The sequence below is a fragment of the Mumia sp. zg.B53 genome (genome assembly GCF_019550935.1).
GTDB lineage: Bacteria > Actinomycetota > Actinomycetes > Propionibacteriales > Nocardioidaceae > Mumia.
The window spans coordinates 1,914,109-1,938,358 of record NZ_JAHWCK010000001.1; the positions used below are offsets into that span (position 1 = coordinate 1,914,109).

Below are 24,250 nucleotides of genomic sequence, written 5' to 3' on the forward strand. Positions count from 1 at the left end.
CCGACCTCAGCGCAGACCGAGCCCCGGCTCGTGTGGGAGCGCCGGCCACGCCTTGCCGTCGGCGATCGCGGCGTCGATGCGCGCGGCCACGTCGGCGGGCCACGGCGCGGTACGGCGCTGCGCGAGGTCGACATGTCCCTCGACGAACTCGAAGGTGTTGGCCAGCGCGCCCGTGCCGGCGTTGAAGAGCGCCTGGACTCCATGCACGGTCTTGGCTGCGCGTGCGAGGAACAGGACGTACACCGCGACGTCCTGACCCACGAGCACCTCGTCCAGGTAGCGGACGCGGTGGTCGATGCTGAACACGCTCATGCCGCGCGCGGCCCGATAGCCGTCGTCGACACCGAGCGCCGCGAACGTGCGATCGGCAGCCCGTACGTGCAGGTCGAAGTAGTGGCGGATGTTGACGTGCCCGTTCTCGTCCTCGAACTCCGGCGGGACGGTGAGGGCGAGGGCGGGCTCGATACCGGCCATGTCCTCGACGCGCACTGAGGGGCTCATGCGCGGCGGGGGAACTGGGTGAAGTCGGGCGTGCGCTTCTCCTTGTACGCCTCGCGGCCCTCCTTGGCCTCGTCGTTGCCGTAGAAGAGCAGGTTGGTGTCGTGGGCGAGCTGCTGGATGCCGGCGTAGCCGTCCTCGGCCGCGTGGAAGCTGGCCTTCATCAGCCGCAGCGCGTACGGCGAGAGTGCGAGCATCTCGCGGCACCAGCGGACGGTCTCGGCCTCGAGGTCGGCGAGCGGCACGACCGTGTTGATCATGCCCATCTCAAGGGCCTGCTGGGCGTCGTACTGGCGGCACAGGAACCAGATCTCCTTGGCCTTCTTCATGCCGACCAGCTGCGAGAGCGAGCTCGCGCCGAAGCCGCCGTCGAACGAGCCGACCTTCGGGCCGACCTGGCCGAAGCGGGCGTTGTCGGCGGCGATGGTGAGGTCGGCGACGACGTGGAGCACGTGTCCGCCACCGATGGCCCACCCGGCCACCATCGCGACGATCGGCTTGGGGCACCGGCGCATCTGCACGTGCAGGTCGGTGACGTGGAAGCGGCCGGTCGCGCCGGCGTCGGACTTGTAGCCGGAGTCGCCGCGGACGCGCTGGTCACCTCCGGAGCAGAACGCCTTGTCGCCCGCGCCGGTGAGGATGATGACGCCGACCGACTCGTCCTCGCGGGCCACCGTCAGGGCGTCCGAGATCTCGATGATCGTCTGCGGCCGGAAGGCGTTGTGGACCTCGGGCCGGTTGATCGTGATCTTGGCGATGCCGTCGTCGGTGGTCTCGTACCGGATGTCGGTGTAGTCGCCGGCTGTGTTCCAGACGGTGGGGGTCGAGTCAGTCATGGCTCCATTCTCACCGACGCCCGACCGGCCTGGTCTCCGCCCGCGACAAGGAGCCGGGGACGCGATCCTTGACATTAGTTCACGACTCATACTAAACAGGGTGACGTGGCTCACAGCACCGTCGTCGGCGTCGACTCCTCGACCCAGTCCACCAAGGCCGTCCTCGTCGACGCCCACGACGGCGCGGTCCTCGCGGAACGTTCCGTGCCGCACCCGGCCGGGACCGCCGTCGACCCGCGCCGCTGGCTTGAGGCGTGCGACGACGCGGTCGGGGACTGGCTCGGGACGGCTGCCGCGGTGGCGGTCGCCGGCCAGCAGCACGGCATGGTCGCGCTCGACGCCGAGGGTGCACCCGTCCATGACGCCCTCCTGTGGAACGACACCCGGTCCGCCGAGGCTGCGACGGAGCTCGTGGCGGAGATGGGCGGCGCGCAGGCGTGCGCGGACGCCGTCGGCAGCGTGCTCGTCGCGTCGTTCACCGCCACCAAGCTGCGCTGGCTCCGTGACGAGCGGCCGGACGACGCTGCGCGGGTCGAGTCGGTGCTGCTGCCGCACGACTACGTCTCCTGGCACCTCACCAGGCGGCGTACGGAACCTTTCACCGACCGCGGAGACGCCTCGGGCACGGGCTACTTCGACGCGCGGACGAGCAGGTGGCGTCATGACCTCGCGGCGGCGGCGCTCGGGCACGACGTGGCCCTGCCGACAGTCGTCCCCGACGGAACGGCGGCGTACGAGGACGGGACCGTGGTGGCCGGGGGGACGGGCGACAACATGGGTGCCGCGCTCGGTCTCGGTCTCCTGCCCGGAGACGTCGTCGTCTCGATCGGCACGTCCGGCGTGGCGTCGGCGGTCACCGAGACTCCGGTCGGTGACGGCACCGGCGCGGTGACCGGGTTCGCGGACGCGACGGGCCGCTACCTCCCGATGGCGACCACGATGAACGCGGCCGGGATCCTCGACCTTCAGACGCGGCTCCTTGCCGTCGACCACGCCGAGCTCGCCCGGCTCGCGCTCGCTGCGCCGTCCGGCGCGCACGGCGTCACGCTCTCGCCGTACTACGGCGGAGAACGCACGCCCGACCGCCCGCGCGCGACAGGGCTCTGGGCCGGGCTGCGCCCGGACACGACCCGCGAGGACCTGGCACGCGCGGCGGTCGAGGCGCTGCTGTGCTCGCTCGCCGACGCCGTCGACCTCCTCTGCGCCCGCGTGGGTGGCGGTGACGGTCGGCTCCTGCTCGTCGGAGGCGCGGCGCGCAACCCCGCGGTCCAGGCGCTCGCCCCCGCGATCCTCGGCAGGCCGGTGCACGTCCTCGCTCCCGCGGAGTACGTCGCCCTCGGAGCCGCACGACAGGCGGCCTGGGCCCTCAGCGGTGCCGCGCAGCCGCCGGACTGGAAGCCCGGGACGACCGCCGTGCTCGAAGCAGACCCGACCCCCCATGTCCGCGAGACGTATGCCCTCCTGCGCGACCGAACGGCCGCGTGGACCTGACCGATCCCGACCGACCCGAGAGGCCATCATGACGATCCCGACACCCACCCCAGCGGACAAGTTCTCCTTCGGCCTGTGGACCGTCGCCTATCCGGGCCGCGACCCGTTCGGCGATCCCACCCGAGCCGAGATGGACCCGGTGCACGCCCTCGAGAAGCTGGCCGGACTCGGTGCGTACGGCGTGAACTTCCACGATGACGACCTGATCCCGTTCGGGTCCGACGACGACACCCGGTCACGCATCGTCGAGCGCTGGAAGAAGGGCCTGGCCGACACAGGGCTGGCGGTCACCACCGCCACCACCAACCTCTTCTCCCACCCGGTCTTCAAGGACGGCGCCTTCACCTCCAACGACCGCGACGTCCGTCGCTTCGCGATCCGCAAGGTGATGCGCAACATCGATCTCGCGGCCGAGCTCGGAGCCGAGGTCTACGTCTGCTGGGGCGGCCGCGAGGGTGCCGAGTCGGGCGCCTCCAAGGACGTCGCCGCAGCGCTCGATCGTTATCGCGAGGCGTTCAACCTGCTCGGCGAGTTCGTGCACGACCGCGGGTACGACCTGCGCTTCGCGATCGAGCCCAAGCCGAACGAGCCGCGCGGCGACATCCTCCTCCCGACCATCGGGCACGCGCTCGCGTTCATCGAGACGCTCGACCGGTCCGAGAACGTCGGTGTGAACCCGGAGGTGGGCCACGAGGAGATGGCGGGCATGAATGCCGCCCACGGCTACGCCCAGGCGATGTGGCACGGCAAGCTCTTTCACATCGACCTCAACGGTCAGCACGGGCCCCGCTACGACCAGGACCTGCGTTTCGGCGCGGGGAACGCCCGCGGGGCGTTCTGGGTCGTCGACGCGCTGGAGACCGGCGGATACGACGGGCCGGTGCACTTCGACTTCAAGACGCCACGGACCGAGGACGAGGACGGAGTCTGGGTCGCCGCGGCCGCATGCATGACGAACTACCTCGTGCTGCGTGACAAGGTCCGCGCCTTCCGCGCCGACCCCGACGTGCAGGAGGCCCTGGCGGCCGCGCGGCTGCCCGAGCTGGCGGTCCCGACCTTGGAGGAGGGCGAGGGCTGGCGCGAGCTCGAGCAGGCCGAGCTGGCCGACCCGGACGCGCTCGCCGTGCGTGGAGCAGCGTTCGAGCACCTCGACCAGCTCGCCCTCGAGCACCTCTACGGGATCCGAGGGTGACCCTCGTCGCGACCGAGGATCTGCGGAGGCAGAACACCGCGGCCGTGCTCCGCTCGCTGCGGCACGCCGGTGCCGCGACGCGGACCGAGCTGGCGCGCAGGACCGGGCTGGCCAAGGCGACGGTCGGGGCGATCGTGGGCGGGCTCGTCGACGGCGGCTACGTCAGCGAGTCCGAGGCCGTCTCGGTCTCCCGAGGGAGACCCGGTCGACCGGTCGCGCTGACCGGTTCCGCGATCGTCGGGCTCGGCCTCGAGGCGAACGTCGACTACGTGTCCGCCGTCGCCATCGACCTCGGCGGCGCCGTCCGTCTCGAGCGCACCGTCCCCGTCGGCACGAGCGACCCCTACGACGTCGTTGTCGCGCTCGCCCGCGAGGCGGCGTCGGAGCTCGGCGGCTCTGGGGCTCGGGTCGTCGGCGCGACGGTCGCCGTGCCCGGCCTGGTCGACCGGCGCGCCGGCGTCGTCGCGATGGCGCCGAACCTCGGGTGGCGCGGCCGCTCGGTCGCGGCCGACATGGCGGCGGTGACCGGGCTTCCCGTGGTGGTCGAGAACGACGCGAACTGTGCGGCCCTCGCCGAGGCGCGACGCGGGGCGACGGTCGGGCTGGGGCAGTCGGTGTACGTCACCGGCACCGTCGGCATCGGCGCGGGCGTGATCAGGGACGGTGCGATCGTACGGGGGACGTCGGGGTTCGCGGGCGAGGTCGGCCACATCCCGCTCGGCGACCCGACGGCACGCTGTGGCTGTGGCCGTCGGGGGTGCTGGGAGGCCTCGGTCGGGCTGCGCGCCGTGCTGTCGGCCACCGGCCTCGCCTTCGAGGGGACACCGCTCCAGGTGGCGGAGCTGATCTCGCGGCGTGCCGAGTCGGACGTGGGGACGGCCGCGGCGCTCGAAGGCGTGGGTGCGGTCCTCGGCAGGGGCGTGGCCGCCGTGGCGAACATCCTCGACCCCGATGCTGTGGTGCTCGGTGGTTACTTCGTCCCGCTCGCGCCGTACCTGCTCCCTGCTGCGGTGCGCGAGGTCGAGGAGCGCGTGACGGCAGCGCCGCATGCGTCTCTCGACCTTCTGCTGAGCGCGTTGGGGCTGCGTGCCGCCGCGACCGGTGCCGCGGAGGATGCGCTCACCGGTGTCTTCAGCGGCGCGACCGCGCTCTGACCCCAGCACCCGCGGGCGGGTGCCGGGTCAGGCGCTGGCTCGGCTGCGCTGCTCGACCAGCCCGTCGACCGACTGCGGTGACAGCACGTCCTCGAGCACCATCGCGGCTGCGCCCAGCACGGCCTCCCGCCCGTGCAGCGACGAGCTGACGATGCGCAGCTGGTGCGTGGCCAGCGGCAGGGAGCGCTGGTAGACGACCTCGCGGATCCCGGCGAGGAGATACTCCCCGGTCGCCGACAGGGAACCGCCCACCACGACCACGGCGGGATTGAGCAGGCTCACGCACGTGGCGAGGACGCTGCCGATCGCGCGCCCGGCCTCGCGGACGGCCCGCACCGCCTCCATCTCGCCGCGCTCGACGGCCGCGACCACGTCACGTGGGGTCTCGACCCCGATGTCGAGCTCGGCGAGCTGCTTGGCGATCGCAGGGCCGGCGGCGACTGCCTCGAGACATCCGAGGTTGCCGCAGCGGCAGCTGACGTCCTCACCCCTGCCGCTGACCTGGACGTGCCCCAGGTCGCCCGCGGTGCCCAGGGCGCCGCGGACGAGTCGACGGTTGGAGATGATGCCCGATCCGATGCCGGTGGCGACCTTGACGTAGAGGAGGTCGTCGGTCTCCGGCCAGTGAGCGGTGTGCTCGCCGAGCGCCATCACGTTGACGTCGTTGTCCACCCGGACACGGACGGGGAAGGCCGCGGCCAGGTAGCCGGGGATGTCGAAGCCGTGCCAGCCCGGCATGATCGGCGGGTTCGCGGGTCGGCCGGTCGAGTGCTCGACGGGGCCGGGGACGCCGACCCCGATGCCCGCGAGGGCGGACGACCTCATGCCGAGCGTCGAGAGCAGCTCGTTCGCGAGCTCGACGACCCTGTCGAGCACGACCGTGGGGCCTTCGGTGATGTCGCTGGTGACGGTGGCCTCACCCAGCACCGTGCCCGCGAGGTCCGACAGCGCGACCGTCGCGTGGCTGGCGCCGAGATCGACCGCCAGCACGGCGTACGAGTCGGTGTTCATGGCGAAGCGCGCCGGCGGACGCCCTCCGGTGGAGGCTGCCTCCCCGACGGGCATCAGGAGCCCAGCCGCGAGGAGGAGGTCGAGCCGCGCCGAGACGGTGGAGCGCGCCAACGAGGTGGCCTCCGCGATCTCGGCCTTCGTCCGTGCCTGCCCGTCGCGCATGAGCTGGAAGACCGCGCTGGCGGCAGACGCCGAGCCCGTCTGAGGCGCGAACGAATCCATGGGCCGTAGTCTCCCACGCCGACTTATGTAGTCAAGCCCGACAGAAGCCTGTCGGCAAAACCCTGACTTTTGGTTGACGGCCGTCATTAGGTGTGACTAGCATCACGCGCATGTCGCAGCCCCTGCTCCAGCTGACCGGGATCGTCAAGGAGTTCCCTGGCGTTCGCGCGTTGGACGGCGTCGACCTGGTGGTGCGTGCGGGAGAGGTCCACTGCCTCCTCGGGCAGAACGGCGCGGGCAAGTCCACGCTGATCAAGGTCCTGGCGGGTGCTTACACGCCCGACGAGGGCGAGATCGTGATGGACGGGGACGCCGTCACCTTCGGGGACCCGCAAGCCGCGCTCGCGGCTGGCATCGCGACGATCTATCAGGAGCTCGACCTCGTCGACGGCCTGAGCGTGGCCGACAACATCTTCCTCGGCCACGAGAAGACACGTCTCGGCTTCTCCCGCGTCGGTGACTCGCACCGGGCCGCACGCGACCTGCTGACCTCGCTCGGTCACCCCGAGATCCGGCCGTCCCGCGAGACAGGCAGCCTGTCGGCAGCAGGCAAGCAGATCGTGTCGATGGCACGCGCGCTCTCACGTCAGGCGCGGGTGATCGTCATGGACGAGCCGTCCGCTGTCCTCGACCCCGACGAGGTCGACGGGCTGTTCCGGGTCATCGAGGAGCTCCGTGCGTCCGGCCAGGCCATCATCTACATCTCCCACCGCCTCGAGGAGATCCGCCGCATCGGCGACCGGCTCACCGTGCTGAAGGACGGACGTACGGTCGCCTCCGACCTGCCGGCAGGCGAGACCCCGACCGCCGAGCTGATCACCCTGATGACCGGCCGCGACGTCTCGGCCGAGTTCCCCCGCCGTACGACGCCGTTGCCCGACGCCGACCCGCTGCTCGTCGTCGAAGGGCTCGGTCGCGAGGGTGAGTTCGAGGACGTCTCGTTCGAGGTCCGGCCCGGCGAGATCCTCGGCTTCGCCGGGCTCGTCGGTGCGGGGCGCAGCGAGATCGTCGAGACCGTGTACGGCGCACGGCGAGCTCAGCGTGGCTCGGTCACCGTCGACGGACGCCGCCTGCGTCCCGGGTCGGTCGATGTCGCGGTCGGTGCGGGCCTCGGGCTCTGTCCCGAGGAGCGCAAGTCGCAGGGGCTGGTGCTCGACGAGGCGGTCTACCGCAACATCTCCCTCGGCACCCTCCCGCGCTTCTCCCGGCTGGGGGTCACGCGTGAGTCCGCAGAGCGTACGGCGGCGCACGCTGCCGCGCGTTCGGTCGACCTGCGCCCCGATGACCCGGACCGCGTCACCAGGACGCTCTCGGGCGGCAACCAGCAGAAGGTCGTCCTCGCCCGGTGGCTGCTGCGATCGTGCCGCGTCCTCCTGCTGGACGAGCCGACCAGGGGTGTGGACGTCGGCGCACGCAGCGAGATCTACGGCTTGATCCGCCGGCTCGCCGACGACGGGGTCGCCGTGATCGTCGTCTCCAGCGACATCGACGAGGTCCTCGGGCTCTCGGACAGAGTCATGGTCGTGGCCGACGGCCGCATCGTGCACGCCGGTCCGGCGGACGATCTCGACGCCCACGCCGTGCTCGACCGCATCCTCTCCGGCAACGAACCGACCGGCAACGAACCGACCGGCAACGAACCGACCGGCAACGAATCGAAAGGTGACGCCGCGTGAGTACCTCATCGGTGACCGGGAGCACGCAGGAAACCGCGGCTGCTCCCGAGACGCGGACACGGTCCCTCGGGATCGCCCGCAACCTCGGCCTCGTGGTCGCCCTGGTCGCGCTCTGCGTCGTCGGCCTCGTCACGGCGGGCGACCGCTTCGCGAGCACCAACAACATCATCACCGTCCTCAGCCTCGCCTCCGCGATCGGCGTGGTCGCGATCGGGATGACCTTCGTCATCACCGGCGGAGGCATCGACCTCTCCGTGGGTGCGATCGTCGCCCTGGCCTCGGTGTGGGCGTCGACCACCGGCACCCAGGCGATGGCCGAGGACGTCGGCTGGATCGTCATCGTCACGACGGCGGTCGGCGTGGGCATCGCGTGCGGCGTCATCAACGGAGTGCTCATCGCCTACGGCAAGATCGTGCCATTCATCGCCACCCTCGCGATGCTGGCGAGCGCTCGAGGGCTCGCCGAGATCATCGCCGACCGCAAGACCCAGATCGTCCGCGACGAGGCGTTCCGCGACGCGCTCGGAGCCCGGCCGCTGGGTGTGCCGGTGATCGTCTACGTCTTCGCGGTGATCGTGGTGCTCGGCTGGTTCCTCCTCAACCGCACGACGTTCGGGCGCCGCACGTTCGCCGTGGGCGGCAACGTCGAGGCCGCACGCCTGGCCGGTATCAAGGTCCAGAGGCACACCGTCTATCTCTACGCCCTGCTCGGCGCCACCTGTGGCGTGTCCGCCGTGATGCTCATGTCACGGACGCAGACCGGGTCCTCCACCCACGGACTCATGTGGGAGCTCGACGCCATCGCGGCGGTCGTCATCGGAGGGACGCTCCTCAGCGGCGGCCGCGGCACGGTGGTCGGCACGCTGCTCGGCGTCCTCATCTTCACCACGCTCACCAACGTCTTCACGCTCAACAACCTGTCGACGTCCGTCCAGGCCGTCGCCAAGGGCGTGATCATCGTCGTCGCTGTGCTGCTCCAGCAGCGGCTGGCGAACCGCAGCACCTAACCCCACCGAGGAGACGGCATGTCCACCACCACCCCGCGCCGACGGCTGCTGGCGATCGCCGGCGTGTTCGCCGCAACGTCGCTGACCTTGACCGCTTGCACCAACAGCTCCGGCGACGACGACACCGAGAGCGTCGCCAACGCCGGAGCCGGCGACAACGCCGAGACCGGCGACACCGTGCGCATCGGTTTCTCGGCCCCCGCGGCCGACCACGGTTGGATGGGGGCGATCACCTCCGCAGCCGTGAAGCAGGCGGAGGCGTTCGACGACGTCGAGCTGATCAACGCCGAGGGCACCAACGACGTCAACCTGCAGATCTCCCAGGTCGAGACCTTCATCAACGACAAGGTCGACGCGATCGTCCTCCTTCCGTTCGACGGTGCGGCGATGACCGACGTTGCCACGCGGGCGATGGAGGCGGGGATCCCGGTGGTCAACGTCGACCGCGAGTTCGACTCGCCGAACGCAGCGCGTTCGACCGTTCTCGGCGACAACTACGGCATGGGGGTCTCGGCTGGTCGCTACATCTGCGAGGAGGCCGGCGGCAAGAAGGACGCGGTGGTCGCAGAGATCGCCGGCATCGACTCCCTGCCGTTGACCCAGGACCGTTCGCGCGGGTTCGCTGACGCGTTGAAGGACTGCGGTCTGAAGGTCTCCAATCGGGTCGCGGCGGAGTTCACCGTCGAGTCCGGTGAGCGCGCCGCCGCGAACCTGCTCCAGGCCGCACCCAAGATCGACTTCCTGTGGAACCACGACGACGACCAGGGCGTCGGCGTGCTGGCGGCGATCGACAACGCCGGGCGGGACGAGTTCGTCATGGTCGGCGGGGCCGGCTCGGCGAACGTGATGCGGTCGATCGAGGCTGACGATACGGTCCTCAAGGCGACCGTCATCTATCCGTCGACCCAGGGTGCCGACGGCATCAAGCTGGCACGACTCATCGCGCAGGGCCGCTCGATGTCGGACCTCGCCGAGGTGGAGGTGCCGCGCGTCATCCAGCTGGCGGCCCCGATCGTGACGAAGGACAACGTCGACGACTACATGGACTCGGCGTTCGAGTCCTGACCGACGGTGGTGCGCCCTGCGCCCTCGCCAGGGCGCACCACAGCTCCTCGCACCACCCCTCGGACGAAGGAACCCCATGACAGAAACGCCCCGTGAGCTTCGCGTCGGCCAGGTCGGCTACGCCTTCATGGGCGCCGCGCACTCGCAGGCCTGGCGCACCGCTCCGGCCTTCTTCGACCTCCCGCTCACGCCGCGTCTGCGCGCCCTGTGCGGGCGTGACGCGGCAGCCGCCCGGGCGGTCGCCGACCGCTTCGGATGGGAGTCGGTCGAGACCGACTGGCACGCGCTGGTCGAGCGCGACGACATCGACGTCGTCGACATCTGCACACCCGGCAGCACGCACGCCGAGATTGCCGTCGCGGCGCTCCGCGCCGGCAAGCACGTGCTGTGCGAGAAGCCGCTGGCCAACACCGTCGACGAGGCCGAGCTGATGGCGGGCGTCGCCGCGGAGGCCGCGCAGAACGGGGTGTTCGCGATGGTCGGCTTCACCTATCGCCGTACGCCGGCGTTGTCGCTCGCCCGGCGGCTCGTCGAGGAGGGGCGCCTGGGCACCATCCGCCACATCCGCGCGCAGTACCTCCAGGACTGGCTGGTCGACCCCGACAGCCCGCTCACCTGGCGGCTCGACAAGTCGCTCGCCGGCTCGGGCGCGCTCGGCGACATCGGTGCGCACATCGTCGACGCGGCCCAGTTCGTGACCGGGGCACGGATCAGCGCCGTCAGCGGGGTCCTTCAGACCTTCGTGGACACGCGTCCGGTCGCGGGTGACCACGGCACGCTGGGAGGCACCGGGAGCGCCGCGGCCGAACGCGGCCCCGTCACCGTCGACGACGCGACCGCGTTCACCGCCCGCTTCGACAACGGTGCGCTCGGCGTCTTCGAGGCGACCCGCTTCGCCACCGGCCGCAAGAACGCCTTCCGGATCGAGGTCAGCGGGTCCGGTGGAGCGCTCGCGTTCGACTTCGAGGAGATGAACGTCCTCCACCTGTACGACGCCTCCGACTCCGCCGAGACAGCCGGCTTCCGGAGGATCGTCGTCACCGAACCCACCCACCCGTACGTCGCCGCCTGGTGGCCGGCAGGTCACGGGCTCGGCTACGAGCACGGCTTCACCCATCAGGTCGTCGACCTCGTCAAGGCCATCGCCGCCGGTGAGCAGCCGCGGCCCTCGTTCGCCGACGGGCTCGCGGTGCAGCGTGTGCTGGCTGCCGTGGAGGCCAGCTCCGAGGACGACTCTCGTCAGCAGAAGGTTCCGCACGAAGGAGAGGCACCATGACGCGACCGATCACGCTCTTCACCGGCCAGTGGGCCGACCTGCCGTTCGAGGAGGTCGCCAGGCTGGCGTCGGGGTGGGGCTACGACGGCCTCGAGATCGCCTGCTGGGGCGATCACTTCGACCCGTGGGCGGCGGTGGAGGAGGACGGCTACGTCCAGGCCAAGCTCGACCTCCTCGACAAGTACGGGCTGAAGGTCTACGCGATCTCCAACCACCTCAAGGGCCAGGCGGTCTGCGACGACCCGATCGACCAGAGGCACCGGGACATGCTGCCCGACCGGATCTGGGGCGACGGCGATGCCGAAGGGGTCCGTCAGCGTGCGGCCGAGGAGATGAAGAACACCGCTCGCGCTGCGCGGATGCTCGGTGTCGACACGGTCGTCGGGTTCACCGGGTCGTCGATCTGGAAGTACGTCGCGATGTTCCCGCCTGCCTCGGCGGCGCTCGTCGACGCCGGGTACGACGACTTCGCGAACCGGTGGACCCCGATACTCGACGTGTTCGACGCCGAGGGTGTCCGCTTCGCCCACGAGGTGCACCCGAGCGAGATCGCGTACGACTACTGGACCACCGTCCGCACGCTCGAGGCGATCGGACACCGCGAGGCGTTCGGACTCAACTGGGACCCGTCGCACTTCGTCTGGCAGGACCTCGACCCGCTCGGGTTCCTGTGGGACTTCAAGGACCGGATCTATCACGTCGACTGCAAGGACGCGAAGAAGCAGGTCGGCAACGGACGCAACGGCCGTCTCGGATCGCACCTCCCGTGGGCCGATCCGCGGCGCGGCTGGGACTTCGTGTCGACCGGTCGCGGCGACGTCCCGTGGGAGGCGTGCTTCCGGATGCTCAACACGATCGGCTACGACGGCCCGGTCTCGATCGAGTGGGAGGACGCGGGCATGGATCGGCTCCTCGGGGCTCCGGAGGCCCTCGCGTTCGTCAAGCGCAACCTCTTCGACGCCCCCGAGGCCGCGTTCGACGCCGCGTTCAGCACTCGGGACTGAACGCGGTGTCGTCCGCACGTCGGCGCCGGGTCAGCGCCGTACGGTGATCCGTACCGGCTTCGAGCGGCTGGCCCGCGTCGTCGACGAGCCCTTGTAGGTGACGGTGATGCGGTGCTTGCCGGCCCTCTTCAGCCGAGGAAGGCGGACGACGCGCCGGCCGCTCGCACCGATCCTGACGACCTTGAGCCTGCGCTTCCCGTCTCGTACGACGAGTCGGCCGCCCAGCCTGCGGCCGTCAGCAGCCACCACGCGGACCCGAATCCGGGCGCGCTTGGTGCGAGAGATGCGGTGCTTGCCGATCACCCGCGCCTGCGTGCGGGTGGTGACCTTCGCCGGCGGCCGGACGACGGGCGGCCGCGGCGGAGCGGTCGAGGGAGCCAGCGCCGCGACGAAGGCCCGGGCGATCACCTGGTGACCGGTGTCGTTGGCGTGGATGTCGGTGTACGGGGTGCACATCCAGGTCCACTGGCAGACACGGGCGACGTTGAGTGGCACGTCTCCGAAGGGCGGCGGCAACGTGATCGTCCTGCCCTCGGCGGAGGAGAACGCCCCCGCGACGTCGGCGGTCACGAACCCGTGGGCGGCGTTGGCGCCGCTGATCGCCGCGTTGAGCTGGCTCGCGACGGACACGGAGATCGTCGCGAGGGGCTTGTTGCCGTTGACGTAGGCCGCGAGGAACGGGTTGTAGTAGGTCATGCCGACGTAGCGCGGCGTGCTGCCCCCGGCCTCGCGGAGCGCGGCATCGATGAGCGCGACGTTCGTCCCGACCCGCGTGATCCCCGTGGTGAGGCACTCGAGGGCGCCGGCGTCGATCGCGCCGCTGGAGGGCACGCACGGATGGATGTCGTTGGCTCCGATCCCGAGCGACACGTACGTCACCTTCCCGCGGTGCGCGGCGAGGAAGCTCGTCGCCGCCTCGAGCTGGCTGGTGGCGTCGTACCCGGAGTAGTCGCAGGGTGTGCTGCGCAGGTCTGGGAGGCCGTCGACGAACGACTTCGTCGTCTCGCCGCTGCATCCGAGTCTGATGTGCACGAGACCGGGCTCGCGAGCTACGAGGACCTCGTAGAGGCGGCTCGTGTACGCGACCGCCGGCTCGTCCGTCCCGGTGTCGGGCTGGTATCCGGTGGCCAGCGAGTCACCGAGCGAGACGTAGTAGGTGGGGGCAGGGTCAGCGGCGTCGGCCGGCGACCCGACCGCAGCGAGGCCGGCGACGGAGAGGGCCGCGACGAGCGGTACGACGACGGCTCTGCGGAGCATGGACATGACGTGGTCTCCCTCTGCCGGACAACGGAGGCAGCCTAGGCGCTCAGGGGCCTCGCCGCCGCTCGCGCAGGCGTTGCCCTCGGTCTAGGTTTGCTGACAGACCGGGACCATCGAGGGGGCCTCGTGGACGTCGACAGCCCGCTGCGCGCACTGGTGATCGAGGACGAGCCCGATGCGGCCGAGTTTGCTCGCATCGCCCTTCAGCGGTTCGCCGGCATGGAGGTGGTGGTCGCGGGCGACGCGGACGAGGCGCTCGCCGCGCTCCAGGTGGGATCGTTCGACGTGGTGGTGAGCGACATCGAGCTCCCCGGTCGCTCGGGTCTCGACATCCTGCCCATGGTGCGTGAGCTCGCCCCTGGCGTCCCCGTCATCATCCTCACCGCGCACGGCGTCGTCTCCTACGCCGTCGAGGCGCTGCGCAACGACGCGGACGAGTTCCTGGTCAAGCCGATCGCGCCCGCGGACCTCGCCTCACGAGCCCAGGAGCTCGCCTCCGAGAGCAGAGAGGCCCGGACTCGGTCACACATCACCGTGCTCGCCGTCGGCGCCCATCCCGACGACGTCGAGATCGGGGTCGGGGCCACGCTCGCCGCACACGCGGCCGCCGGGGACCAGGTCGTCATCCTCACGTTGTCTCGCGGTGGGGTGGGAGGGGACGCCGCCGTCCGTCGCAGGGAGGCCGCCGACGCCGCCGCCGTGATCGGTGCGCGCCTCGTCCACCTCCCGTTCGCGGACACCCGCATCGAGCCGGCCAGCGGGGTGACCGCCGCGATCGAGGAGGTCGTGGCGGACGTGGAGCCGCAGCGTGTCTACACCCACGGCCCCCACGACCGGCATCTCGACCACCGCGCGGTGTTCCAGGCCGTCGAGGTGGCGGCGCGGTCGGTGCCCGGCCTCTGGTGCTTCGAGAGCCCGTCGAGCACCGTCGACTTCAGACCGAATCGCTTCATCGACGTCGAGGGCTTCGTCGAGACCAAGCTGCGCATGCTGGCGGCGTACGCGTCGCAGAGCCACCGCGACTACATGGCGCCGGACCTCGTGCGTGCGACCGCTCGTTACTGGTCGCGCTTCAGCCCTGCCCGTGAGGTGGAGCCGCTGGAGACCGTGCGTGCCGCCGAGTTCGTCACCTCCGAACACGGTCAGGAGCACGGGTGAGCCCGTCCGCGAGCAGCCGGAAGTGGTTCGGGCGCCTCGGGCTCGAGCCGGTGACGGTCGCATCCCGCGAGCTGCCGTTCACCCTGCTCTACCTTGCCGTGCTGCTGGACGCCGCGCTGCAGCGTCGCCCGTTCGACGCCCCCCTCCTCGTCGTCATCTCGGCGACGCTGGTCCTGTCGACGCAGCTCGTCGCGGGTTACGGTCGGCGGCACCACTGGCCGAGCCCGTGGAACTACGTCTTCCCCCTGGTGCAGCTCGTCTCGTTGACCCTGTTCCAGTACGGGGTGACTGAGAGTCTTGAGCTGGTCACGGTCGTGCTCTACTTCGTGCCGGTCGCCAACCTGGCGATCCAGCCTGGGTCGCGCGGAGTCGTCATCGCCATCGTGGCTGCCATGGGACTGACGGCGTTCGGGGCGTTCACCGGCCTCGTCGCCTATCGCGCGGCGTCGCCGGGGCTCCATGTGCTCGTCGTGACAGGGTGCACGTTCGTGGTGGCCGCCTGGTTGTCGTCTACCACACGGCAGCTCCGAGAGCGGACCGCCGCCCTGGAAGCGCTGCGACGCGAGCAGGACGTGACGTTGAGTCGCCTCGAGGCGAACCGCGACCGTCTCGAGGCCCTCACCCAGCGACTCGAGGAGTCCCGTGCGCTCCTCGCGAGCGTGATCGAGGCCGCCACGGAGCAGGCGATCATCGCCCTGGACGAGCACGGCACGATCGTCTTCGCCAACCCGGGAGCGCGACGCCTGTTCGGCAGCGCTGAGGCCACTCTCCTCGGGGCCCCGGTGACGGAGATCTTCCAGGCCGACGAGCTGCGCTCCGCGGCGGTCGAGCGCGGGTACGGTACGACCTCTGCCGACCTGCTGCATGTGGTCCTCGGAGAGGCGGCAGAAGGACGCCCGGAGCACCGTGACTGGGTCCTGGCCCGCCCCGACGGCACGACCGTGCCAGCAGACGTCACGGTGACGCGACGCCCGCATTCCGACGACGGTCGACCGTACGGCTACCTGATCATCGCGACGGATCTCACCCAGCGCCGGGAGGCCGAGCGGCTTCAGGACGAGTTCATCGGGCTGGTCAGCCACGAGCTCCGCACCCCGCTCGCGTCGATCATGGGCTACGTCGAGATCCTGCGGTCCGACGAAGGCGAGCTCACGCCCGACCAGAGCCGATCCGTCGCCGTGATCGAGCGGAACGCGCAGCGCCTCCTGCGGCTCGTCGAGGACCTGCTGGTCAGCGTGCGCATGGTCGCCGGGACCTTCGCGCTCGACGCCGGGCCGACAGATGCCGTACAGGTCGTTCAGCGCTCGGTCGCGAACCTCCTTCCTGCCGCGGACGCGGCAGGTGTCGTCCTCACGGTCGACGCACCGGCCGCAGTCCCCCTCCTGTCCGATGCCGAGCGGCTCGGCCAGGTCGTCGAGAACCTCGTCAGCAACGCCGTCAAGGCCTCCGAGCGCGGCGCGACGGTCCGGGTGACGCTCCGCCCGCTCAGGACGGGCTCCGGTGAGACGGGGGTGCGGCTCACGGTTGCCGACGACGGCCCGGGCATGAGCGCTGGCGACGTCGCTCACGTGACGGAGCGCTTCTACCGCGCCGACACCGCACGACGTCTGCGTGTCCGCGGTCTCGGCCTCGGCCTGTCGATCGTGAAGGCGATCGTCGACGCCCACGGCGGGACGATGTCGATCGAGAGTGCACCGGGCGTGGGGACGTCGATCACGGTCGACCTGCCGGACGTCAGCCCCCCGCCCACGCCTGCGCCAGGGCCTCCCACTGCTCAGGAGTGATCAGAGAGTAGGGAGTGACGTTCACCGCCGTGATCCCGTTGGTCACGGCCGACCGCACCGCCTCACCGAGCCTGTCGGCGCTGATGGTCTGGGGAAGGGGCACCTGCGGCCCCGCGGTCCACAACCCGATGGAGGGCATGAGCCGCGACATGCCGTAGCCCGCTGCCCGCAACGCCGCGGTCAGGGTCTCGATATCGCCGGCGGGCCGCGCGGGCCTGCCGATGTAGGTCCACAGCTGGAGGCGCAGCTCAGGCACCTCGGCGATCAGGATCTCGTAGTCCTGTCCGCTGTCGGGCCGGCCGGCAGCGGGGTCGTCCCAGTTGACCCGTACGTCCAGGCCGAGCTCGATGGGAGCGCCGTCCTCCTGGACGCGGTCGAGCGCCGTTCGCATCCGGCTCAACAGGCCGGCAAGGACCTGGGACCGCCAGCGCCCCAGCTCGGGCGCCGAGGTGTCGAGGGCACCGGTCGACGTACGGGGCCAGTCCGCCTGGCCGGTCATCTCACGGTAGAGCGCGAGATCGTCGGCGCCGAACGTGTCGAAGATCAGCAGCTCCGTGATCTCGATCAACGGCGGGTCGTACCGCTCGGCGAGCGCCTCGACGTAGTCCACCAGGCGGTCGCCGACCTCACCCCTGGCCAGCTGCCAGGCCGAGGCCGCATAGCGTGACCGCTTCCCGTCCGCACCGACTCCCGCGATCGAGGGGTCCTCCTGGATCCACTTCGGGACGAACGCGTCGACGATGAGGTTCAGCTGACGCGTTCCTCCTTCGGGGGACTCGCGCAGTCCGCGCGCGGCGACGGCGACGTGGTCGGTCCCCGCTTCGGCCGCTGCCTCCGGGTGAGCAGCCCAGTCGAACGCCGTGAACTCGACCCGACCGGCGTTGACCTCCACCGTCGTCGCGTCGACCGAGGCCAGCCGCTCCGAGACCTCGTCCCAGTCGGTGTCCGGATCAGTGACGATGCCGAAGTCGATGCTGATCGAGCGGGTCTCCTCAGGGGCGCTGGCCGCCCGCAGCGGCGACCGAGGTGAGGAGTCGTCATCGGACCAGGGGCGTGTGACGAACAGCGCGACCACTGTGCCGATCACGACGAGGCTGGTCAGGAGGAGGTCCAAGGAGGGTCGTCGACGAGGCCGGCCACCGACACCGTCCCCGTGCGTTCGAGCTTGTTCCATCGGTTCTCGGCCCCCTTCAGCTCGAGCCAGACAGCGCGGATCATCACCAGCGTCATCACGCTGGAGTAGAGAGGCCAGGCCAGGAGTGTCCACCCGTACTCGAGATCACGCGGTGTGCGGTCGAGAGCGACAGCGAGGATCAGCAGCGCGACGGAGCCGGGCAGGCCGACGAGGATCAACAGGTCCCACAGCTCCGTCGGCGGGGTGGCGATCTCGCCGGTCAGCGCCGGTGCAGCGATGACGAGAACCCCGAGGACCTGCAGGAACGGCACGACGATCTGCGTGACGGTGTTGAACAGCAGGTAGGCCCCGAACGCCCCGAATCGAAGGTTGGCGATCATGCGCCAGTGCAGCCGAGTGACCTGCAGGAGGCCGCGCGCCCACCGGACCCGTTGTCGCCACAGGGCGCGGGGTGTCGACGGCGACTCTGCGTAGAGGAGGGCGTGGGGGGCGAAGGCGACGCGGTAGCCGGCGCCGTACACCCGCCACGTCAGCTCGAGGTCCTCGCCGACGGTGTCCTCACGGACGGCCCCGACCTTGTCGAGCACCTCTCGTCGGTACGCCCCGATGTTGCCCGAGACGATCGGGAGGCAGTGCAGCTCGTCGAGACTGCGACGCATGAGGCCCGTCCCGAGGTGGCTGATGAGCGCGAGGAACCTGGTCTGAACCCGGTCGAGGTTCACGGGCCGGTCGTTGCCGCAGACGGCGCCGACGCGGTCGTCTCGGAATCCCTTGAGCATCCGGTCGATGGTGTGCGGCTGGAAGAGGCCGTCGGCGTCCACCAGAAGGAGCACGGATCCCTTCGAGTGCGCGATCCCGGTGTTGAGGGCGGCCCCTTTGCCCCGGTTGGCCTGGGTCAGCGCGGTCAGCTGCGGGACGTCGGCCGCGACGGCCGTGGCCCTCGTGAACGTGTCGTCGGTCGACCCGTCGTCGACGCAGATGATCTCGTAGCGGTCGTAGGTGCTGCGTGCGATCGAGCGCAGGCAGTTGTCGAGGACGACCCCCTCGTTGTAGGCAGGCACGATCACGCTGACGAACGGCGGCTCCTCGAAGATCGTCGTCCCCACGAGCGGCACGGTGTCGTCGTGTCCGGGGCGGCGCAGCTCGAACACCACGGCGAAGGGGACGAGGGCGAGGCGGACGGCCCCGGTTGCAAGGACCGTCAGGGCCACGACAACGGCGATCCCCTCGAGAACGGCGGTCACGGCGGACGGAGCCACTCGTCGAGGACGAGGTCGAGCAGCTCGGGGGCGTGGGCGGAGAGTGCCCCGAACCTCCCGTTCACCTCGAGGACGTACGGCGAGCCGGTCGAGTCGAGACGAACGTCCATGTCCACGGGCCCGACGAGGTCGAGAGCCTCGACCGCGGCGACGGCGACCGCGGCGACCTCGGCCGCCTGACCGTCTGGGGCGCGGATCGCACCGGCGGCGTTGCCCACCCGCCCTTCCTTGAGGAGGGTCTTCTCGAGCACGACGACGGTCGACCGTCCGGTCAGCGGCGACCGGTAGACCTGTGGCGCGTACTCGGGGCCGTCGACGAAGCACTGGACGATCCAGCCCGCGCCGGCGTCGGACCAGTCCAGGTCGGACGGGTTCTCGACGACGGTGACCCCGCGCCCGCCCCGCGACACGCGGGGCTTGACCACGACCGGCCCGCCCGCCCAGGCGACGGCTGCCGCGGCGTCGTCGAGCTCCGAGGCGGCGGCGTGGGCGGGGACCGGAACCCCGGCGGCCGCAAGGGTCCACATCGTGAGGAGCTTGTCCGCGGCCAGCGCGGACGCGAGCGCTCCGGCGACCACCACCGAGGCGCCGGGCGCCGCAGCGGCGACGAGGACGTCGCGCAGCACCGAGACCTGCGGGAGCTCGTCCTGCACGGTCGGGATCACGAGGTCGGGACGGACCTGCTCGACGATCGAGCGCATGGTCGGTGCGTACGCGGGATCGTCGGCGCGCGCCACGGCCGCCGTACGCGAGAACGCCGTACCGTCGAGGGCCGTCAGGTCGACACCGACGGAGACCGTCTCCTCGCCGCGGACGAGACGACCGGCGAGCTGCTGGCCGAGCGAGGACCCTGCCGGACCGCCGGCGCCGGAGACGAGGACGGTGGGCATGTCCCGAGTCTGCCACCGGGCAGCCGGTGCCGCCCTTCCTGCCAGACCACGGCCGCCGGGACAACGTGAGTGGGCCATACTTGCCCCAAGGATCAGCCCTGGCGAGTGGCAGCGCGCGGGCCCTTCTGATCCTTCGGGCCTCTAGCTCAATCGGCAGAGCAGCGGACTTTTAATCCGCGGGTTCAGGGTTCGATCCCCTGGGGGCCCACCCAGAACCGGGTCTGATCTGCACCCCTGCAGATCAGACCTGGTGCCTGACGGGGGTGCCCTGGTGATAGACCTGCTGCCATCTGCCCGCACGCTCGCACCAGATCGACGTACGGCGCGCGCGTTGCCCGCCCCTCTCGGACTCCCAGAAGACCTGGATGATGCCGGGGGCCAGTGTCCGGGCGGTGAGACCGGTGAGCCTGATGTCGGCACGATCGCCCTCGACACTCTCGTCGCGCAGCATGGTCAGGGTGCTGTGGAGATCCCAACGACGACCGGATGCCCCGATCTCCAGGAAGTCGGCGGCAAGGAGCTCCCTGAGTCGAGCCTCGTCGGCTCGGCAGGCCGGCGTCTGGAGCTCTCGCTCCAGCTCGAGCACGCGATCCACGGGCTGGGGCGAGCTGTGCGACGTCATGTCGTGGATGGTAGGCGCCGCTGAGGTGGGTCTCTCCACCTACTCTCCACGAAGACGCGATCGAGCACGTTGGTCGGTGGTCAGCTGCTCGAAGGTGTGCTTGAACGTCTCGTACGCGTCGGCTCCGACCGTCGCCGCAAGCCGCGCATCGATGGACGCGAGGATCGCGTCCGAGCGGGTCATCTCGTCGAGGCCCCGTGCTGTCGGCACGACGAGCTTGGCTCGACGATCTGTCGGGTCTGGCCGACGCTCGACATAGCCGAGGGCCTCGAGCTCGTCGACGAGCTTTCCTACGACCTGCTTGTGCTGGCCGGAACGGTGCGCCAGCTCGGTCGCGCGACTGCCTTCCTCGTCGAGGTAGGCGAGGACGGCGCCGTGGCGGGGGCGTAGCTCGGGGTGGCCTTGAACCGCGAGGTTCTCGAAGAGCTCGTCCTGGACCGCGAACAGCAGGCGGCTGGACAAGATGCCCAGGTCCGGGCTGGCTTCCTTGAGCTCACTCCGTCGTGTCACGCCGCCTCACTTCAGGTAGTCACCTATCTTGACTGTTCGTTTCGGTGACTATACCGTCGTGCCGGTGATCGAAGGGACGACGGCTCCGGGCTTCGGCCAAGTGCGGGATGCGTTCGAGATCGTCGCCGTCCGCGAGCCCGGCCTGGAGGCTCAGCTCGCGGTCTACAAGGACGGGCGGCAGGTCGTCGATCTGTGGACAGGGCTGTCTGGGGACTCGTTGCTGGCTTTGTTCTCCTCGGGCAAGGGTGCGGTGCATCTCGTCGTCGCGATGCTCGTGCAGGACGCCGTCCTCGAGCTGGACCGTCGAGTGGGCGACTACTGGCCCGAGCTGGGGGTCGACATCACCCTTCGCGAGCTGCTGACCCATCGCGCTGGTCTCATCGGTGTCGACGGAGGACTCACCAGCGAGGAGCTGGCCGACGACCGCCTCCTCGCTGAGCGGCTGGCCGGCCAAGCGCCGTACTGGAAACCTGGGACGGCATACGGCTACCACGCGTTCGTCCTCGGCGCGCTCGTCGGCGAGGTCGTGCGTCGGGCAACTGGACAGTCGATCCAAGAGCTGTACCGGGAACGCGTCCGCGAGCCGTACGGAGTGGACTTCTTCCTCGGCCTGCCGCTCGAGCTCGAGTCGCGCTACCTGCCGGTGCTGCCGGCGATCGGGCAGCAGCCGTTGCCTGACCCGCACAGCCTCACCGGCATCGCTTTCAACACCCCCACCGATCTCGTCGAGCTCGCCAACACCCGTGCCGTGCGCGCCCTCGGCCCGTCCTCGGCAGGCAGCGTCGGCAACGCTCGCGGGCTCGCCCGGATGTACGCGGCAGCCATCAGCGAGGTCGACGATCGTCCGCCGCTGCTGAGGCCGGAGACCTTGGGCGAGTTCACCAAGCCGCACAGTGCCGGCGTCGATCTCGTCACCGGCGAGCAGGACCACTTTCTGCTCGGGTTCGAAGCGCAGGCCGTGCGGTACCCCCGCCTCGGGCGAGACAGCTTCGGACACAGCGGGGCCGTCGGCGCTCAGGCGTTCGCCGACCCCCGACGCGGTATCGCTTACAGCTACACCCGCCGTCGGTTCCTCGCGGGCGGCGGCGGAGGTGCGCCAGAGAACGTCGACCTCGTGGCCGCTGTGCTCGATGCCTGACCGGCACCGTTTCGATTCCACGTCTCGCCGTACCCGGTCCGTAGACTTTCTGTGGATTTGGCGATCATCCGACGAACCCGTCGGGATGCCCTTAGCCTAAGTCGTACTGCCGTTCTAGTTCTGCGAGGAGGCCGTAGTGGCTACACCTGAGCCGTTGGACGTCCGGCTTCGCGACCAGGATGTGCTCGACGAGATCGAGATGACGAGCAATCTGATGATTGCCGCGTCGGAGGCCGCGGGGCCGTTGAGCCAGCAGGCGGTCGACGAGATCCTCGGGGTCCGGCCCCGCCGCCGCTGCGCCTGATCGACCTGCTCGGCCCGGGTCTGCTGCTGACCGGGAGATGGATGAGGACGCGGGGCGAGGTGCGCGGGAGTAGGGGCAAGGTTCTACCATTGATCCGGCCCACCCACCCCCTGACGGGAGCATTGTCGTGCGGTTGCGAATCCGACCGACCGAAACGTCGTTTTACGACCTCTTCACTGAGCTTGCCGGCCACCTCGTGGACGGCAGCAACCTGCTGGCGCAGATGTTGGACGTCACCGCAGACCGTGATGCGGTCGCCAAGCAGCTCGGCGACGTCGAGCACGCCGCGGATGACACCACCCACGCGATCATCAACCGCGTCAACCAGACGTTCGTCACTCCCTTCGACCGCGAGGACATCTACAAGCTCGCGAGCAGCCTCGACGACGTCATGGACTTCATCGAAGAGGCGGGCGACCTCGTGGTCCTCTACGAGCTCGACTCCCTTCCGTCCCGGATGGCGTCGATGGTCGAGGTCATCCAGCGCGGGTGCGAGCTGACCGCCGAGGCGATGCCGCGACTGCGGACCATGACGGACTTGTCCGAGTACTGGATCGAGATCAACCGACTCGAGAACCAGGCGGACCGCGACTACCGCCGCATCCTCGCCAAGCTCTTCTCCGGCGAGTACAAGGCGCTCGAGGTTCTCAAGCTCAAGGACGTGGTCGAGTCCCTCGAGGACGCCGTCGACGCCCTGGAGTCCGTGGCCAACACGGTCGAGCAGATCGCCGTCAAGGAGTCCTGAGGGTGGACCTCACCCTGGTCATGGTGATCCTCGTGATCAGCGTCGCGCTGATCTTCGACTACACCAACGGCTTCCACGACGCGGCCAACGCCATCGCGACATCGGTCTCCACCCGGGCACTGACGCCGCGTGTCGCCCTGGTGATGGCCGCCATCATGAACTTCATCGGAGCGTTCCTCGGGACCGAGGTCGCCGACACGGTCGGCAGCATCATCGCCGACGGCGTGGAGGGGCAGGGCAACCACGGCCTCACCGTCGTCCTGTCCGCGCTCGTCGGTGCGATCGTCTGGAACCTCATCACCTGGTACTTCGGGCTCCCGTCGTCCTCGTCGCACGCGCTGATCGGTGGTCTCGTCGGGGCGGGCATCGCCTCGGCGAGCACGGTCGAGTGGGCCACGGTGGTCGACAAGGTCGCGATCCCGATGGTGATCTCACCTGTGGTCGGCTTCACCGGCGCCTTCCTGCTGATGCTGTCGATCATGTGGATCTTCCGGAACCGCAACCCGCACCGCACCATGCGGGGCTTCCGGTTCGCGCAGACCGTCTCCGCGGCGGCGATGGCGCTCGGGCACGGGCTGCAGGACGCGCAGAAGACGATGGGCGTCATGTTCCTCGCGCTACTGGCCGGCGGCTACGCGGCTGCCGACGACGGGATCCCGCTGTGGGTCAAGGTCGGGGCTGCCACGGCGATCTCGCTCGGTACCTACTCCGGTGGCTGGCGGATCATGCGTACGCTCGGGCGCCGCATCATCCACCTCGACCCCGCTCGCGGTTTCGCGGCGGAGGCCACCGCCGCAGCGGTGCTCTACGTGATGGCGATCGGCCTGCACGCGCCGGTCTCGACCACCCACACGATCACGTCGTCGATCATGGGTGCCGGCGCGACCAAGCGGTTCAGCGCCGTCCGGTGGGGCGTCGCCCGCGGCATCGTGCTGGCCTGGATCGTCACGATCCCGGCGGCCGCCGCCGTCGCAGCCGCGACGTACGGCGTCGGCAGCCTGTTCCTGCCCTAG

General features: G+C 70.2%; 23 protein-coding genes and 1 tRNA gene. 15 read left to right on the plus strand and 9 right to left on the minus strand.

Going from position 1 to position 24,250, the window contains the following annotated elements; genetic code table 11:
• Positions 1 to 6: 6 nt before the first annotated feature.
• Positions 7 to 501, minus strand: a complete 495-nt coding sequence (locus KV102_RS09280) for a thioesterase family protein (RefSeq protein ID WP_220343305.1) — start codon at positions 499 to 501, stop codon at positions 7 to 9.
• A complete protein-coding gene (menB, locus tag KV102_RS09285; RefSeq protein WP_220346006.1) occupies positions 498 to 1,334 on the minus strand; it encodes a 1,4-dihydroxy-2-naphthoyl-CoA synthase in 837 nt (278 codons plus the stop codon). The genes KV102_RS09280 and menB overlap by 4 nt, the downstream gene beginning before the upstream one ends.
• A gap of 105 nt (positions 1,335 to 1,439) precedes the next feature.
• Between menB and xylB the strand changes: the two genes are divergently transcribed.
• Genes xylB through KV102_RS09300 form a run of 3 tightly spaced genes read left to right on the plus strand, consistent with a single transcriptional unit; the run spans position 1,440 to position 5,171 of the window.
• A complete protein-coding gene (xylB, locus tag KV102_RS09290; RefSeq protein ID WP_220346007.1) occupies positions 1,440 to 2,825 on the plus strand; it encodes a xylulokinase in 1,386 nt (461 codons plus the stop codon).
• Between the two features lie 28 nt (positions 2,826 to 2,853).
• Positions 2,854 to 4,017 (plus strand): xylose isomerase, encoded by a 1,164-nt coding sequence (gene xylA / locus KV102_RS09295; protein WP_220343308.1) that lies wholly within the window; start codon positions 2,854 to 2,856, stop codon positions 4,015 to 4,017.
• Positions 4,014 to 5,171 (plus strand): ROK family transcriptional regulator, encoded by a 1,158-nt coding sequence (locus KV102_RS09300; protein ID WP_220346008.1) that lies wholly within the window; start codon positions 4,014 to 4,016, stop codon positions 5,169 to 5,171. Before xylA ends, KV102_RS09300 begins: the two co-directional genes overlap by 4 nt.
• Before the next feature lie 27 nt (positions 5,172 to 5,198).
• On the opposite strand, the gene KV102_RS09305 is transcribed toward KV102_RS09300, so the two are convergent.
• Complete coding sequence (locus tag KV102_RS09305) at positions 5,199 to 6,404, minus strand: ROK family protein (RefSeq protein WP_220346009.1); 1,206 nt, start codon at positions 6,402 to 6,404, stop codon at positions 5,199 to 5,201.
• Positions 6,405 to 6,514: 110 nt separating this feature from the next.
• Here KV102_RS09305 and KV102_RS09310 point away from each other — a divergent pair, with 110 nt between their 5' ends.
• The 5 genes from KV102_RS09310 to KV102_RS09330 all read left to right on the plus strand — a co-directional run bounded on the left by KV102_RS09310 (position 6,515) and on the right by KV102_RS09330 (position 12,432).
• Positions 6,515 to 8,080: a sugar ABC transporter ATP-binding protein gene (locus tag KV102_RS09310; protein WP_220346010.1), complete on the plus strand. Its 1,566-nt coding sequence runs from the start codon at positions 6,515 to 6,517 to the stop codon at positions 8,078 to 8,080.
• A complete protein-coding gene (locus tag KV102_RS09315) occupies positions 8,077 to 9,087 on the plus strand; it encodes an ABC transporter permease (RefSeq protein WP_220346011.1) in 1,011 nt (336 codons plus the stop codon). Before KV102_RS09310 ends, KV102_RS09315 begins: the two co-directional genes overlap by 4 nt.
• Positions 9,088 to 9,105: 18 nt before the next feature.
• Entirely contained in the window at positions 9,106 to 10,152 is a 1,047-nt protein-coding gene (locus KV102_RS09320; protein WP_220346012.1) for a substrate-binding domain-containing protein, read from the plus strand.
• Between the two features lie 76 nt (positions 10,153 to 10,228).
• The gene (locus KV102_RS09325; protein WP_220346013.1) at positions 10,229 to 11,428 is read left to right on the plus strand and encodes a Gfo/Idh/MocA family protein; all 1,200 of its coding nucleotides are present in this window, start codon (positions 10,229 to 10,231) and stop codon (positions 11,426 to 11,428) included.
• Entirely contained in the window at positions 11,425 to 12,432 is a 1,008-nt protein-coding gene (locus tag KV102_RS09330; RefSeq protein WP_220343315.1) for a sugar phosphate isomerase/epimerase, read from the plus strand. The genes KV102_RS09325 and KV102_RS09330 overlap by 4 nt, the downstream gene beginning before the upstream one ends.
• A 30-nt stretch (positions 12,433 to 12,462) precedes the next feature.
• Here KV102_RS09330 and KV102_RS09335 read toward each other — a convergent pair whose 3' ends face one another.
• Positions 12,463 to 13,695 carry an SGNH/GDSL hydrolase family protein gene (locus tag KV102_RS09335; RefSeq protein WP_220346014.1) on the minus strand — a complete coding sequence of 411 codons (1,233 nt, stop codon included), beginning with the start codon at positions 13,693 to 13,695 and terminating at the stop codon, positions 12,463 to 12,465.
• A 123-nt stretch (positions 13,696 to 13,818) separates the two neighbouring features.
• Here KV102_RS09335 and KV102_RS09340 point away from each other — a divergent pair, with 123 nt between their 5' ends.
• Both KV102_RS09340 and KV102_RS09345 read left to right on the plus strand, forming a co-directional pair.
• On the plus strand, positions 13,819 to 14,850 hold the full coding sequence (locus tag KV102_RS09340) for a PIG-L family deacetylase (protein ID WP_308290282.1): 1,032 nt from the start codon (positions 13,819 to 13,821) through the stop codon (positions 14,848 to 14,850).
• Complete coding sequence (locus KV102_RS09345; RefSeq protein WP_220346015.1) at positions 14,847 to 16,634, plus strand: cell wall metabolism sensor histidine kinase WalK; 1,788 nt, start codon at positions 14,847 to 14,849, stop codon at positions 16,632 to 16,634. The genes KV102_RS09340 and KV102_RS09345 overlap by 4 nt, the downstream gene beginning before the upstream one ends.
• On the opposite strand, the gene KV102_RS09350 is transcribed toward KV102_RS09345, so the two are convergent.
• The 3 genes from KV102_RS09350 to KV102_RS09360 are packed head-to-tail and all read right to left on the minus strand — an operon-like array spanning position 16,585 to position 19,918.
• Positions 16,585 to 17,748, minus strand: a complete 1,164-nt coding sequence (locus tag KV102_RS09350; protein ID WP_220346016.1) for a hypothetical protein — start codon at positions 17,746 to 17,748, stop codon at positions 16,585 to 16,587. The two genes, KV102_RS09345 and KV102_RS09350, sit on opposite strands and share 50 nt — an antisense overlap.
• Entirely contained in the window at positions 17,733 to 19,013 is a 1,281-nt protein-coding gene (locus KV102_RS09355; protein WP_220346017.1) for a glycosyltransferase family 2 protein, read from the minus strand. Before KV102_RS09355 ends, KV102_RS09350 begins: the two co-directional genes overlap by 16 nt.
• Positions 19,010 to 19,918 (minus strand): ATP-grasp domain-containing protein, encoded by a 909-nt coding sequence (locus KV102_RS09360; RefSeq protein WP_220343320.1) that lies wholly within the window; start codon positions 19,916 to 19,918, stop codon positions 19,010 to 19,012. Before KV102_RS09360 ends, KV102_RS09355 begins: the two co-directional genes overlap by 4 nt.
• 135 nt (positions 19,919 to 20,053) lie before the next feature.
• Between KV102_RS09360 and KV102_RS09365 the strand changes: the two genes are divergently transcribed.
• Positions 20,054 to 20,126: transfer RNA gene (locus KV102_RS09365), tRNA-Lys, on the plus strand.
• Positions 20,127 to 20,159: 33 nt separating this feature from the next.
• On the opposite strand, the gene KV102_RS09370 is transcribed toward KV102_RS09365, so the two are convergent.
• Both KV102_RS09370 and KV102_RS09375 read right to left on the minus strand, forming a co-directional pair.
• Entirely contained in the window at positions 20,160 to 20,540 is a 381-nt protein-coding gene (locus KV102_RS09370) for a DUF4440 domain-containing protein (RefSeq protein ID WP_220346018.1), read from the minus strand.
• A gap of 39 nt (positions 20,541 to 20,579) precedes the next feature.
• Complete coding sequence (locus KV102_RS09375) at positions 20,580 to 21,050, minus strand: MarR family winged helix-turn-helix transcriptional regulator (RefSeq protein WP_308290283.1); 471 nt, start codon at positions 21,048 to 21,050, stop codon at positions 20,580 to 20,582.
• 64 nt (positions 21,051 to 21,114) lie between these two features.
• On the opposite strand from KV102_RS09375, the gene KV102_RS09380 reads away from it, so the two are divergent.
• The 4 genes from KV102_RS09380 (at position 21,115) to KV102_RS09395 (ending at position 24,250) form a co-directional block, all read left to right on the plus strand.
• The gene (locus tag KV102_RS09380) at positions 21,115 to 22,188 is read left to right on the plus strand and encodes a serine hydrolase (RefSeq protein ID WP_220346019.1); all 1,074 of its coding nucleotides are present in this window, start codon (positions 21,115 to 21,117) and stop codon (positions 22,186 to 22,188) included.
• Between the two features lie 136 nt (positions 22,189 to 22,324).
• The gene (locus KV102_RS09385) at positions 22,325 to 22,492 is read left to right on the plus strand and encodes a hypothetical protein (protein ID WP_220343771.1); all 168 of its coding nucleotides are present in this window, start codon (positions 22,325 to 22,327) and stop codon (positions 22,490 to 22,492) included.
• 127 nt (positions 22,493 to 22,619) lie between these two features.
• Entirely contained in the window at positions 22,620 to 23,237 is a 618-nt protein-coding gene (locus tag KV102_RS09390; protein ID WP_220343323.1) for a DUF47 domain-containing protein, read from the plus strand.
• Between the two features lie 2 nt (positions 23,238 to 23,239).
• Entirely contained in the window at positions 23,240 to 24,250 is a 1,011-nt protein-coding gene (locus tag KV102_RS09395; RefSeq protein WP_301021729.1) for an inorganic phosphate transporter, read from the plus strand.